General features: G+C 44.7%; 10 protein-coding genes. 5 read left to right on the plus strand and 5 right to left on the minus strand.

What is annotated here, in order from left to right; genetic code table 11:
- The first annotated feature begins 3 nt into the window (after positions 1-3).
- Together KZC02_RS24095 and agaR are read left to right on the plus strand one after the other, a co-directional pair.
- Positions 4-291 carry an ACT domain-containing protein gene (locus KZC02_RS24095; protein ID WP_221391005.1) on the plus strand — a complete coding sequence of 96 codons (288 nt, stop codon included), beginning with the start codon at positions 4-6 and terminating at the stop codon, positions 289-291.
- 120 nt (positions 292-411) lie between these two features.
- Positions 412-1,176: a transcriptional repressor AgaR gene (gene agaR, locus KZC02_RS24100; protein ID WP_221391006.1), complete on the plus strand. Its 765-nt coding sequence runs from the start codon at positions 412-414 to the stop codon at positions 1,174-1,176.
- Between the two features lie 170 nt (positions 1,177-1,346).
- Here agaR and KZC02_RS24105 read toward each other — a convergent pair whose 3' ends face one another.
- The gene (locus KZC02_RS24105) at positions 1,347-3,527 is read right to left on the minus strand and encodes a CHAT domain-containing protein (protein WP_221391007.1); all 2,181 of its coding nucleotides are present in this window, start codon (positions 3,525-3,527) and stop codon (positions 1,347-1,349) included.
- Positions 3,528-4,142: 615 nt separating this feature from the next.
- Here KZC02_RS24105 and KZC02_RS24110 point away from each other — a divergent pair.
- From KZC02_RS24110 to KZC02_RS24120, 3 genes are all read left to right on the plus strand, one after another.
- Positions 4,143-6,518, plus strand: a complete 2,376-nt coding sequence (locus tag KZC02_RS24110; protein ID WP_229253768.1) for a glycoside hydrolase family 20 zincin-like fold domain-containing protein — start codon at positions 4,143-4,145, stop codon at positions 6,516-6,518.
- Between the two features lie 252 nt (positions 6,519-6,770).
- Positions 6,771-9,986 carry a TonB-dependent receptor gene (locus KZC02_RS24115; protein WP_221391008.1) on the plus strand — a complete coding sequence of 1,072 codons (3,216 nt, stop codon included), beginning with the start codon at positions 6,771-6,773 and terminating at the stop codon, positions 9,984-9,986.
- 39 nt (positions 9,987-10,025) lie between these two features.
- A complete protein-coding gene (locus tag KZC02_RS24120; RefSeq protein WP_221391009.1) occupies positions 10,026-11,501 on the plus strand; it encodes a RagB/SusD family nutrient uptake outer membrane protein in 1,476 nt (491 codons plus the stop codon).
- A 285-nt stretch (positions 11,502-11,786) separates the two neighbouring features.
- Here KZC02_RS24120 and KZC02_RS24125 read toward each other — a convergent pair whose 3' ends face one another.
- From KZC02_RS24125 to KZC02_RS24140, 4 genes are all read right to left on the minus strand, one after another.
- Complete coding sequence (locus KZC02_RS24125; protein ID WP_221391010.1) at positions 11,787-11,936, minus strand: hypothetical protein; 150 nt, start codon at positions 11,934-11,936, stop codon at positions 11,787-11,789.
- A gap of 74 nt (positions 11,937-12,010) precedes the next feature.
- Positions 12,011-13,012, minus strand: coding sequence for an aldo/keto reductase (locus KZC02_RS24130; protein WP_221391011.1), 1,002 nt, complete (start codon positions 13,010-13,012; stop codon positions 12,011-12,013).
- A 105-nt stretch (positions 13,013-13,117) separates the two neighbouring features.
- Complete coding sequence (locus KZC02_RS24135) at positions 13,118-13,708, minus strand: Crp/Fnr family transcriptional regulator (RefSeq protein ID WP_221391012.1); 591 nt, start codon at positions 13,706-13,708, stop codon at positions 13,118-13,120.
- 60 nt (positions 13,709-13,768) lie between these two features.
- A complete protein-coding gene (locus KZC02_RS24140) occupies positions 13,769-14,623 on the minus strand; it encodes an alpha/beta fold hydrolase (protein WP_221391013.1) in 855 nt (284 codons plus the stop codon).
- Positions 14,624-14,892 lie beyond the last annotated feature (269 nt).

Below are 14,892 nucleotides of genomic sequence, written 5' to 3' on the forward strand. Positions count from 1 at the left end.
CAGATGGAAAATCAGTTTGCCGGTTCCAGCCGGATATCGATCTATGCCAGCGACACCAATGGCGTTTTGAACAGGGTCTTGCAGCTGTTCGGTAAAAGCCGTTTCGAGGTCAATTACATCGAGGTTTTTAAGACACAGGACGCGGATCTGAAACTGATCGTTGTAGAAGCGCTGTTTCCAAAGGAGATGATGCCGCTGATTCTCAGCCGTATAGAGAAGATCATCGAAGTGCACCGGGCTTTCGCTCATCAGCACGAAGTGGAAAACCCTCCTGATGCCTTAAATCGTTAGTTGTGGTTTTTCAACACCATGTGCCGAATGTTGCTACCTTTGCAGCCTCGTCTGAGCAGCCGGATATTTCAGGCTTAAATACCCTTAAATCAAAAATAAACGAATAAAAAAACTGGTACCATGAAAAAGACAGCGCAGCGTCGTTCGCTTATATTGCAAAAGCTTGATGAGTTGGGCGAAGTAAATGTCAACGATTTAAGTGAAATGCTGGATGTGAGTGAAGTCACCATCCGCAACGATCTGGACAAGCTGGAAAATAGCAATCTGCTGGTAAGGGCTCATGGCGGGGCATTTAAAACCAACAACATCGCCCTGACCGTCACCGAAAAAAGGAAGATCAACCACGATACCAAACGGGCGATAGGCAAAAAGGCGGTGTCGCTGATCAACGAAGAAGACAGCATCATACTCGATTCGGGAACCACTACATTTGAAATATCGAACAATCTCGAAAAATTCAAGAACCTGACCGTGATCAGCAATGCGCTGGACATTGTCAACAACCTGGCCCAGTATGAAAACCTGCAGGTGTATATGCCGGGCGGATATCTGAAAGAATTCTCCATGTCCCTCGTAGGGCCAATGGCAGAGCGAAACTTCAAACAACTGTATTGCAACAAACTTTTTCTGGGAATTGACGGCATCAAGGCCAATACCGGTTTCTTCACCCACTACATGGAAGAAGCCTACCTCAACCAGATCATGATCGACATCGCCGAAGAAGTCATCATCGTCACAGACTCATCCAAATTCAAAAAATCCGGACTAGCCTTCATCTGCGGTTTCGAAAAAATCAATAAAGTGGTGACGGACGATAAGATTGAAGAAGCGGATTTGAAGATGTTAAAGCAGCATAATATTGAGGTGATTATTGCGGAGAGTTAGAGGGGGAAGGGTATTTGAGTGGCATTTTGGAATCGAAGGATTATTTCGGTGCGCTGCACCTTTCAGAAATTGTGAAATTTTTTCTTAGCTACAAATATTGCGGCGCTCTGCGCCTTGGTCGATATTTATCCGGCTAAATGCAATGGTAGTGCTATAATATCATGATCAATTTAATCAATATCAGCATTTTCTAGGTCTAGGTTTACATCTCGATGCTTTTTTCTCCAATTTTCAAAATAGATCAAGTCTGCCCTACCAATAGTGGTGTAAGAAAGCCATTCATGATGAGTTGCCCAAAAGTCCGAAGTTATCGAAGACCCAATACTTTTTAGATATTCTGAAAGACGATTCCAAGCCGTGGTACGTCTGTCAAAAACCATTAAATCTAGAAGTACCTCTGAAAATAATCCTGAATTGATATCATTCCGTTTTTCCTGAAATGTTAACTTCTCAATCACACTATGAACAAACTCCCCCCTCAGAGTATGTGAAATAAATGCAAGCCAATTGAAATGAATTATTCTATCTTGATGCTGATGCAGATTTCGCAAAATTCTTCTTATGACTCTTGCACCCTCATTTATTGAAATTGGAAGGTATGTGGCAGTAACTGTTAAAGCACCGGCTTGAAAAAAAGCATCTGAAAGTAGCTTGATGTACCCATAATTTGGCATAGTTTGGCAAGCAGAAATGAAAACTATTGGCGCACTGATACCATGCTCGATAATTTGATCTCCTGTAAGTCGAACTTTCCTTGGGTCGTCCAAAATTAGGAAACTAGACAATGTTTTCTCGTCAAAGCCACCATGGCAGTCAAATATTAGAAGCAAAGGATCAAATGAGTGAACGGCTTCTTTCACCTCTTCCAGATTATTACAAAACGCACTTGTAAAATTTAGCTCGCCCTTGAGCGCCTCTATTTCTGAAAATGCTTGTTGCATTCCGATATCCTTCTTTGAAGCCGAATGGATTACCAATGTTCTTTCGACAATGTTTGCAGGGATGCTAAAATTCAGTCGTTGATGTTTTATACTTTCATTCATAGAGCTAGTTAAATTAAATTCTGGTATTCTGCATACATCGTGAGTCATAGACAATGGCAAATTTGAAAGTATCAACCACTCAATTGGTAGATCGGTTAACACTACAAGTTGACCGTTACGCTTTAATAGAAGCTCTTTAAATTGGTCATCGATGAGCCTCTCCCTCATAATATTACCTAGTTTCATTATTTTAGCAGCCGCTTTCTGTCTGGTCGAAAAATTTTGCTGAAAGTGCGACAATTCAACATTGATAGACCGTCCAATAACAGGCAGTCTAAAAATTGGCGAATAGGTTAACAAAGCATGCAGATATCCGACTTTATCTAGAACAAGTAATTGTTGAAACATTGAGACGATCGACGACTGAATTATTTGCTTAGGAATTTTGTTAAGCGCTTCGCCCGTTAGTTCGATTGTATAATCGAGTTTCTGCTCACTTTGATATAGCTCGATAAATGCTTTTCTATCTTTTTCACGAATTCTTTTATTCCACTGTTTGTACCTCGGGAAATGATATGGGGCAATTACTACCAAAGGTGAATACACCGTTTCGATTGGAGTTATTGGAGCATTTGCTTTCAGCGCACGGGTTATTTTGTCCAATTGCTGTATCTGCAAAACCTGTATTTTGACTCTTTCTCCCTTAAAAAGATCATTACCATCTGGTTTTATTTGTTCAGGTGGATTATGCCAATGATTGCCTATGATTTGATTAATGAGTAAGTAATTATTTTCGGCAATATATCCTCGGTGTAATGGATTGACTATATTAGCATCAAAAGAGTTTGACACCTCAAATTCTAGTTTAAGACCTAGTTGAGAACCTATTTCGCCACCTTTTTCAACCAAATCTTTGATGAAATCCTGAACACTGCCTAGAATCTTACAGGAATTGTATAGTTTCAATTTGTCCGTACTCAAGTCACCTATAAAAAACACATAAGAAAGAGTTGTATTGTTTATAAAATCTGAGGCAAACTGATGATTGGTTATTGAAGTATCTACTATGAATACGTTTATGATACTGCTACTGAATATGGCAAAATAACTAGACAAAGCCTTATATCTTTCCTCCTCCTCAAGTTCGACAAGCACTAGTGGGTTAATTGTAAAAAACAGTATACCGCTAGCCCCACGATATCCTTGATAAAACTCATAGAATCGCTCTGTGTTGCTTAATTGCAAAATATCTTTAGGGACTAGACGGAGGAACTGGAAGGCAGTTTCAAAAAACTGACTAAATTTAACGTCTTCGGTCTCAGTAAAAAGCGTGTACTGTATCTGGCTTGGAGAGTTTGAAATTTTCATTGTCAGCGATTTGGGTGATGATGCGAATGGTTTCATAAAATAAATCTAGCTTAAAGACGAATACGTAATTATTAACTCGTTTAATCAATATGCACTAACCTCAATTAACTTTATGCCCAAAACTTCCTTGAACCGCACAATCGTTGCAATGGTAAAATTGGTAGTTCCTATCAACTAGAAATTATACAGTCTAAGACATTCATCTGCAATTCTGCCAATTCTTTTTATCATTCCAAATTTTCGCACTGGACTATATTATGACTGGGAATATCCTTCAACACTTCAGGCATTTTCATTTTTGAACTCTATTTATGAATAATGTCAATTTTCTTGTGGCGGAAGCATGAACCTTGCTCGAAAGTAAATCATGTACGGTCACCTGCGATCATAAAGATACTAAGGCCGACCGTTGCGAAATATAACGTCACATTCCTTCCTAGTGTCTTAAATTTCAAACTTTCCTCCCAAGAATTTTCGTTTCCTTACTTTTTTCTTTTTAATTGCACTAGCATTAGAAAACCTGTTGTGCCAATGAAGTGACACAACAGGATCCCATGCTAGTTGCCAACCTGTTCCGCTCGCTATTCCTAAACCACCTTTAAAATCTCTTCCTTCATGCCAATTTTCCAGAATATCCCCAAAACCAATGCTCCTTTTAAAGTCACTGCCGAAAGTTCAAACCCTTACGAGTTGGCTTTACAAAATTTCATACTGATAGCCAGGATCATATTTTTGGTTTGCCTCTTTTTTCTCGATATATCTACGACAAATGCGCAAGTCAATGGTTCACAACTAAGAACCACCAGCAATGGCGACCCCAGCTCCGGCTTACTCCCACTTCCGCAAAAGATGGAACTCACCGAAAAGAAATTCCCAATAACCAAAAACTGGAAAATTGTAACAGATCCAGCCCTCGCTAAAGAACAGCCAACCATAAGCCTACAAGAAGGCTTAAAAGAAGCCGGCCTTACCCTTTCCATTGCAACCCAAAATGCTTATGGCAGTTCTCCCGCCATTCGGCTGGTGGTTGAAAAAGGATCTGTCAGCATCGAAGCCAGCGTTGATACAAACAGAACAGCAATTGAACGTCAGGCATATAGGCTGAGTTTGAAGTCTGGGCATGTTACGATCACAGCCAATGCTTCACAGGGTTTGTATTATGGTGTGCAGACTTTTTTGCAGCTATACCGGTCTCATGCGCAGCTTCCGGAAGGTGAAATTACGGATTGGCCTAATGTGGAAGTCCGGATGATTTACTGGGATGATGCGCACCATCTGGAGAAACTGAGCGCTTTGAAAAGAATTATCCGGCAGGCTTCAACCTATAAGATCAATGCGTTTTCGATCAAACTGGAAGGGCATTTTAATTATAAATCGGCTCCCGCCATTGTGGAACCCTATGCCTTGTCTCCCGCTGAATACCAGGAGCTTGCTGATTTCGCAAAGGCGCATTACGTTGATCTGGTGCCCTTTCTCGATGCTCCGGCGCACGTTTCCTTTATCCTGAAACATCCTGAATACCGCAAGCTGCGGCTGATTGATGACATTAATTATCAGTTTTCGGTTACCAATCCCGGCACTTATAAATTGCTAGACGCGATGTTCAGTGAACTGATCAATGCGAGCAAGGGCAGCAAGTACATTATCCTTTCGAATGACGAAGCCTATTACACAGGTAAAGCGCCTTCTGAAAAACCAATGGCGGACAGTCTCGGTGGAAATGGCCGGTTGTTGGCGTGGTTTGTCAAAAAATTGGCCGACAGATTGCACGAACAAGGCCGCACTGTGCTGTTCTGGGGTGAATTTCCGTTGAGAAAAGAGGATATAACCTCGCTGCCGTCGCACATGGTCAATGGTGTTTACAATAATGCCATCGCCGCAGATTACAAAAACCACGGGATCAGGCAGTTTGTTTATACGGCCACACAGGGCGCAGAGCCTATTTTTCCTAATTATTACCCGTTGCATACCCAGACCGCCGTGATGGCAGACGGAAGCGATCGCTCGTCGGGCAGGGTAGCGGATATGATGAGGGAAATCAATACAGCTTTTTCTGAAAATCTTTCATCCTTCACGGGCGTGGTGATTGCCGGCTGGGCTGATGCAGGGCTCCATCCTGAAACATTCTGGCTCGGATATGCAACGGGCACCGCGGCAGGATGGAACAGCAAAAACCTGACACCCGCGGATGCTTCGGCACGGTTCATGAATGCCTTTTACGGGCCGACTCAAAAGGATATGGATAGCGTTTACCGCGTCCTGAGCGAGCAGGCAGAGTTTCATACGGAGAGCTGGGACTGGATTCCATCAACGTGGCGGCCGATGATCAAGGGAAACTCGGACAGTCTTTTTGCTCACCCGGAAAGAGACCAGACGTTGCCGCTCTTACCAGTGCCAGATCCGGGTACGCTTGCCATTTCCAACAAAAATTACCCGGTGAATGCCGAACGATTTGCAACCGCACAGGCGATGCTGCCGCAGAACGAATACGCACTGCAACTTCTCCGGGAAAACAAATTGCGTGCAGGATCGCAGTTTTATAACCTGGAAGTACTGGAATCGGTTGCGGCAATTTGCGGACAGAATTTGCGCATGCTGGTTGCTCTAAACAAAGCCACAGATCTGCTGCAAAAAGCCTCGACAGCGGCGAGTCCGGCACAAGCAATTAAGCAACTGGACGCTGCTATGGAGTTAGTTAATAAGCTGAAACAGCAGCGCGACAGTATGCTGGCGTTGGTAACCAGGGTTTGGTATAAAGAATGGCAGCCATTGGTTGAAGAGGCCAATGGACGGAAGTTTTTGCATCAGGTGGACGACATCAAGGATCACCAACCCGTGCGCACGACCGACCTTAGTTATCTTATTTACAGGGAATTACATTATCCTTTGGAGCGGTGGTGGGATGATGTAAAGAAAATCAGAAACGATTATGCGCAAAAACACAATTTACCACTAACAAATAAGGAATTGGACTGGCAGCAATATAAGTAGACTGTCGTTTCGGGGTAACAATCAGTACATTATCTGACAGTAACACACAGAATGCTTCCGAACAAAGAGTTTGGAAGCATTTTTTATTACCGTTTTATCAGAAAAATTTTATAAAAACCTCCGTTATCTTTCTTTTTCTACTGAAATTATTATTTTTTCTTACGAAAAATATTTTTGTTTTGATAAATAAGTTATATTTGTTTCGATACCTTTCGATTCAATCATTTCTAGACACCTTATCTTCCATGACTTATGGGAAAACAAAATTTTACCGGGGATTACAATTGTTTCCGCAACGCTTGCGGAGTACCTCTGGGAATACTCTGCAAAGTGTTATTCCTGCTCTTCTTATGTACCAGCGGACAAGCCCAGACGTCTGGCCGGGCTAATCCGGTTACTGTTAGCGGCCAGGTCACCGAGAAAGCGACCGGTCAGCCCCTTGTTGGTGTATCCATTCGGGTGAAAAACGGCACTGATGGTGTCGTTTCAGATGCGAATGGTTCGTATAAAATACAAGTGCCAGCAAATAGTGTTCTTCTATTTACGTATATAGGATACAGTGACGTGGAGGAGCAGGTAGGAAACCGTTCGAATATTTCACCGCAACTCGAAACTGGTGACAAATCGCTGAATGAAGTTGTTGTAGTAGGTTACGGAAGCCAGTCAAAGAGAGAACTGACGGGTTCGGTAGCCTCGGTTAATTCCAAGCAATTGCAGGATCGGGCGGTGGTTTCATTTGGCGAAGCCCTCGCTGGCCAGATGGCAGGTGTACAGGTGCAGCAAACTTCGGCTGCGCCAGGCGGTGGAATTTCTCTGAAAATCAGAGGGACAGGTTCCATTACAGCGGGCAACCAGCCGTTGTATGTGGTTGATGGTGTGCCGCTTGATAACTCTGTCAGTAATGCATCAGCCCAGGGCGGGGACATTGGGGATCAGTCGCCGGTAAATCCGCTGGCGAGTATTAATCCAGGTGATATTCAGTCGATTGATGTACTTAAAGATGCATCCGCTACATCCATTTACGGATCGAGGGGTTCCAATGGAGTGGTTTTAATCACAACGAAGACGGGAGCAGCCGGTAAGTCGCAGATCAGCCTTAATGCCAGCTACGGTTTTCAGGAAATTGGCAAGAAGGTGGGCATCATGACCAACCAGCAATATACACAGCGGCTTACCGACCAGCGAAATACCGACTGGGTACGCGCAGGTGGCAAGGTTACGGACCCGAACTCGGCAAGAAGCGGCCCGCAATACAAGATAGCCGACGAATTCAAAAATGCAGCTTCCCTTCCATTCACCGACTGGCAGGACCTGCTTTATCGCCGCGCACCGATGCAAAACTATCAACTGGCGGCTTCGGGTGGAACGGAAAATGCCCGGTATTATCTGTCGGGCAACTACCAGAACCAGGAGGGTATTGTAATCAACTCCGGTTTCAAGAAATATGCATTTCGTTTAAATGTAGATGCGAAGGTTTCCGACAAAATAAAAGTCGGCTTCCGTATTGCGCCATCATATACAAATAACCGTATTGCAACTACCGGCGGGATCCAGGATTACGGCGCGGTAGCCACCACGGTCATGTCGGTTCCAGGATTATACCCCTCCCGGAATGCAGATGGCAGCTACGCAACATCCTACACGCTGCACTACGACGATGGCACCACCCAAACGATGAATTATAACAATGCGCTAGCTTTTGGTGAGGGTATTAAAAACACCATGAACCAGTTCAGTACGGTCGGCAGCTTGTTCACAACCGTTGATATTTTGAAAAATCTACAATTCAAAACGAGTATCAACGGGGATGTCAATACGTTTAATAATAATAAGTTCTCGCCTTCATTTATCAGTGTAAATCCATCGTTCGGCCGTTCTTACGCAGCCACCAATATTAGCTGGGTGAATGAGAACACACTTACCTACGACAATTCGTTTTCCGAAAAGCATCATGTGAATGTATTGGTGGGATTGACAGAACAGAAGTCGAGCTTTAACTCAACGGCTGTAAACGCCAATGCATTCCCGAACGATCTGGTGCCTACGCTTAATGCAGGTATCGTGACGGGTGGAAGCTCGATCCTTTCCCAGTGGACACTCCTTTCATTGTTAAGCAGGGCGACTTACAATTTTGACCAGAAGTATTTTTTTACCGCCACTTTCCGCCGGGATGGTTCGTCCCGTTTCGGCTCGGAAAACAAATGGGGAAACTTCCCTTCCGCTTCGGTTGGCTGGAGAATAGGCCAGGAAAAATTTATGGCTGACGTAACTGCGGTCAGTGAGTTGAAGGTACGAGGAAGTTATGGCCTGATCGGAAACAACCAGATTCCGGACTACGCTTCTGTCGGATTGATCTATGGCAGCAATTATATTTTAGGATCGGGTGACGGTTCGATCGCAAGCGGTTTGGCGCAGGGTTCATTTGGCAATGCAAATTTGGGATGGGAGAAAGCCAAAGAAATAGATCTGGGTTTTGATCTCGGGCTTTTTCAAAACCGGATTTTCCTGACTGCTGATTATTATAACAAGCTGACCTCTGACCTGCTTCTCAATGTCCCTGTGCCACTTTCAACAGGCTACGAAACGGCATTGCGCAATTTGGGAAGTCTCCGCAACAAAGGCGTCGAGCTTGCACTGGAGACCAGAAATTTCAAGAGGGCAAATTTTACCTGGACAACCAATGCCAACATTTCTTTTAACAGAAACAAAGTCGAATCACTTGGTGCGGGTGGCACCCCGATTATCGTTGCCAATCGTGCCCAGGAAAATTCTCTGACACATATTACCCAGATCGGAAGTCCGCTGGGAAGCTACTATGGCTATATCTTCGATGGTGTTTACAACACACAGGCACAAGTGGATGGTTCTGCGCATTTACCGAACACCTACGCTGGCGATGCAATATTCAGAGACCTGAATGGTGACGGGGTAATCAATGATTCCGACAAAACCATTATCGGGAATAACCTTCCGAAATTCACCTATGGCATGACGAACAGCTTTACTCTAGGAAACTTCGACTTCGGGATTTCGTTGCAGGGTGTTCAGGATGTGGAAGTGATGAACCTGACGAAACGCAGCGCTTATCGCAACAACGGAACGATTTCCGTCAATTACTGGCGGTCGCCTGAAGAACCGGGTGATGGAAGAACATTTGGCGCGGGCAGCTCGGCCAACAACCGTACGATTTCATCTTACCTGGTCGACGATGCCTCCTTCCTGCGCATCAGAAACGTGACGATCGGCTACCGGCTTGGCAAGGTGCTCAACGGGACGATCCTGAAAAATGCGAGGGTATACATGAACATCCAGAACCTGCACACCTTCACCAAATATTCGGGCTACAATCCGGAGGTTAATACAACCGAAGGTGATCCCTGGATCTCTTCCGCGCTCACACCGGGCATCGATTATGGTACTTACCCGATGGCAAGGACTATTGTATTTGGCCTCAATCTTGGTTTCTGATCCAGTTAAAATCCAGATCAACTCTTAAACTTGATTCACATGATCTCAAAAAATATTAAGACAGCTTTTGCGCTGGTTATCCTGGCATTATCAGGAACGTCCTGTGACGATTTCCTGGAATCAAAACCCATTTCTCAGATCGGCGAAACGGACTTTTTTAAAACCGAATCTGATTTTAACCAGGCGCTGGTAGGTGCCTACTCCGCTTTTGCACAGGTGTATCAGGGTAACGGGTATTATTCCCTGCTGGTCGACCTTCGGTCGGATAACACAACAGAGCTTACCGCTGGCGGGGATGGTAATGATGCGAAAAGGAATATCGACGAATTTCGGGAGACGACTGACAATGAACACCTCACTGCCTTCTGGCAGAGCAGTTACGTGCTGATTGCAAGAGCGAACAGCATTCTTGCTAAAATCGATGGCTCGGCCGTTTCCGATAATTTGAAAAAGCAATACACAGGCGAAGCACTGACATTGAGAGCGCTGGCCTATTTCAACCTCGTGCGGTTGTACGGCGGCATTCCGCTTGTGGCCGAGCCGGTAACAGATATCGATGCGAGTTACAGTGTTGGCCGCTCCACCCCTCAGGAAGTATACGCCCAGCTCGAAGCCGACCTTGTTAAGGCAGAGGAATTGGTACCGGTTTCATATGATGAATCCGCTGTGGGTAGGGCAACCAAGGGTGCTGCTCAAAGTCTGCTTGGACAGATTTATTTGACGCAAAAGAAATACACGGAAGCCGCTGCCGAATTCAAAAAAGTAGTTGCGTCAGGCACATATAGCCTGCTGCCTGTGTATGCCGACTTGTATAAAGCCGGACAGCAGGGAAATTCTGAGGCGATCTGGCAGGCACAATATAAAAGTGCGTCCAATTACCTTGGTTCCAACCTGCCCAATCACTTTGCACCAACCGGTTCGGAAGGGATCACCATAGCATCAGGTGGGGCTTTCGGGTTTAACCAGCCGACCGATGATATTGCTGCCGCATATTCTGTGGGCGATGCTCGCCGGAACAATATCGCTGATGGCTATCAGAATGGTAGCACTTTTGTTGCTGCCAAGTATATCCGCGGTTATGTGGAGCGCGAAACAGGAGGCGGTTATGCCGATTCGGGAGCCGACTGGTACGTAATCCGCTATGCCGATATTCTGCTGATGTATGCAGAAGCGCTAAATGAAGTAAATAAGGGCCCTGTTGCCGAGGCTTACACGGCGATCAACCTGGTCAGGAAACGTGCGAAACTCGCCGATCTGAGCGGTCTGACATACGAAACTTTCAAGACGGCAGTCTACAATGAGGAACGAATAGAGTCCCCATTTGAAGGGCACCGCTGGTTCGATCTCCTGCGCACGGATCGTGCACTCACGGTCATGAATTCGAAAGTATCCGGCGGGGGTAAAAGTACAGTAGGAATTTCGACGCCGATCAAGCCTTATCAGCTCTTGTACCCGATTCCGGCGCTGGCTGTAATTACCAGCACGCCTGCAATTGTCCAGAATGAAGGGTACTGACAGTAGTCCGATGGAGCCCGGAATTGATACCCTTTGCTTTTGTTGGATGATGAAAAATTTGGGATACAGAGCATAATCAGAAGAGTCCGTAAGTCATTGATTTACGGACTCTTCTGTGCTCTGTCACATACTTAATGGACGCAGACTTTTTTCGGTAACGTGCCGGATCACAATCTCGCCATTTCCTTAACCGGTGAATTTCCTTCTGTTCTGCCATTTACTATTTCAAAGCCTGGGGTGCAAACCGAAGGGGTTTTGGGAGATATGGTACCGGGCCGGATATATTCAAAACAGGATATGCTGCCCATACCGGATCGCACATGACACTTCATTTTTCATGGCAATGCAGTAAAAATCAGAGTGAAAACCCTTCCAGTGATCGCCATAAGTAAGATTGACCTCATCCAAACGGATCACGCTGAGGAGCGGATGCATGGGAGAGGGCAGGCCGATCAATCGATGGAATTCGGAAATGGATTTGATCTTCTTCATATTAATTTCCCAACTGTTCAATAGTCATTCATGGCCATACCAAAGTGGTTGTATGGGTTGCCGGTGTCCAGGCCCAGAGGGACGATGTTTTCCAGTTTATCCAGATCTGCGGCGTCAAGAATTACATTCGTTGCTGCGATATTTTCTTCCAGGTATTTTATACGTTTGGTGCCGGGAATGGCTATGATACCTTTCGCCAGTACCCAGGCAAGGGCAAGCTGTGAAGCTGTAATTTGCTTTTGTGCAGCCATCTCTTCAATGGCCTCTAGCAATTCAATATTTTTGTAAAATTGCTCACCCTGAAAACGCGGAACGGTCCTTCTGAAATCATTTTCGGGAAAATCATCTGGAGTACGAAACTGTCCTGTAATAAATCCTCTTCCCAAAGGCGAATATGCTACAAAGCCGATCCCAAGTTCCTGTAAAGTCTGCAACACGCCATATTCTTCTGCTTTGCGCTCAAACAACGAATATTCACTTTGTACCGCGCTGATGGGATGTATTTTGTGTGCTTTTTGTACCGTAGCAGAAGAAACCTCCGAGAGGCCAATATAGCGGACTTTACCTTCTTTAACCAGTTCACCCATTGCTTCGATGGTTTCTTCAACTGGTGTGTTTTTATCCAGGCGATGCAAATAATACAGGTCGATATAATCCGTACCCAGGTTTTTGAGTGACCGTTCCGCCGCTTTTTTTACATACGCCTTCGTGCCGTTAATCTGCCAGGTAGCGGTACTATCGTCTTCCAGTTCATTGCCAAATTTGGTTGCAATAATGTAATCGGAGCGGCTAGTTCCGACGGCTTTTCTGATCAGTTGTTCGTTCACAAAAGGGCCGTAAAGGTCGGCAGTATCCAGAAAATTTCCTCCTGATTCAAATGAACGGTGTATCGTCGCAATCGCTTCATTTTCATCGGCTTTACCATACATGTCGGCTCCGTGAAAGCCGGTCATTCCCATGCAGCCCAAGCCAAGTTCTGGTACTTCCAGCCCCTGGCTTCCCAATTTTACTTTTTTCATGTTTCTTGCTTTTAATAGTATTTAAGACAAGACAAAGGTAAAAGTGGCTTTCAGGTAAAATGTATCCATATTCCTGAACCTTGTGTTCAGATTATGGGTCTGAGATTATTTTTCTGCCAATCTTTTGCGGATCCGGCTCAGGGATTGATTTTTGACACCCAGGTAGGAAGCGATGTGATAAGCCTGCACCCGTTTGACAATATTGGGATGCTCTTCCAACAGATTTAGATAACGTTTTTCATGAGTTAAAAACAAAAGGTCTTCCGTCCGTCCCTGAGAATGGTTGAAGAAATGTTCGGCAAGCAAGCGCCCAAACCTTTCCCATGCCTTCGACGAAGTATACATTTGTTGCAGGTCATGGTAATTCATGTATAATATCTCCGAATCTTCAAGCGCTTCGATGTAGTAGCTGCAAGGATATTGAAATATAAAACTGCGGAATGAAACCAGGAACTGATTTTCCGAAAAAAAGTAAACATTCTTTTCTTCGTCAGCATTAGGATCGTAGAAGTAGATCCGGAACATTCCTTTAAGTACGATTCCAAGGTCTTTGCACACCACATTTTGCCGGTTGTAAAATTCGCCTTTCAAAATCCTGCGTGTACGCCACAAAGGCAGGCTGACGGAAAGTTCATCCTCCGTCAGACCTGCAAATGGGCCGATAACTTCTTTGAGTGTTGCTAATTTATCCACCATTTTAATTTTTGCCTGATAACCAATCCGCGCAAATTTAGCACAAAGGTTATCGCGGATGCGTCATTTTTGGTTGGCAATAGAAATTAACAGCGTGCTCAATTCCTGTGCTTTGGATAAATGCGGACAGTGGCTGCTCGCGATTTCACGCACGTCTGCGATTCCGTTTTCGGTGATCATTTTGTTTTGAAGCGTTTTTCCCAATGCTCTGTCCTGCAATGTTTTGATGTAGCTTTTGGAAACTGTACCAAATTTGGCGGACGTCAGCGTTACAGGGTTCGTTAATGGAATGGCCGGTTCCTGGCGAAATTTTTCCAGTAATACTTTCTTGTCTTCCGGTGAGGCATCTGCGCAGAAAACTTCCTGTAATTTATCAAAGTCACTAATGCCGATAGTCAGGTGGTCCCCGGAAGGAACAAATAGTGGACTAAGCTCACTTTCGCTATCCTCACTGGCAATAGAAAACAGGGATTCTCCGTCTTTGGGAACAAAAGCGCCTAAGTAAATCAGACGTTCAATCTTATCTGGCAGCACTTCCGCTGCTGCCGAAATGATGATTCCGCCCAGGCTGTGGCCCACTAAAATGACTTTACCCTGCAAAGGCTGAATTGACGCTACAACTTTATCACGGTAGCTGTCCATTGTGATACCGGAGGGAATTGTCTGATCCGTACCATGGCCGGGAAGTTCTACTACCACAACCTGGTTTCCTTTCGATTCCAGTGCAGCCTTCACTTTGTCCCAGCCATAAGCTGCCTGAAAAGCGCCATTTACCAGTACGTAAGTTTTGCGTTGTGCGGCTTCCGGGTTTTCGTGATCTTCTGTACAGGATGCCAATGCCAATGTGGAAAATGTGGCCAAAGCCAACGCTGCCAATAAACTGCGTATGCTCTTAGCTCTTTTTATTGAATAATTCATTGTATTGTTTTTTTTTGATTACACCACAAATCTCGGGGCATTCACCGGAACGGATTTTCACTTAAGTGCATATTGATAAAGTTTTTCTAAAAATTATTTTAAAACCTGACTTCGGTGGATATCGGAAACAGATAGCGGCCAGCTTGGGATATTTTTTAATCAGGGAGTTATTTGAATAATATTGTGTGTCAAGTATTCTGGTTTAAGTTATTGTTAAATAAGATCAGGTTTGTCAGGATACCTTAACATTGAGTACATATTGATTAAGA

It is taken from the genome of Dyadobacter sp. NIV53 (assembly GCF_019711195.1).
GTDB lineage: Bacteria > Bacteroidota > Bacteroidia > Cytophagales > Spirosomataceae > Dyadobacter.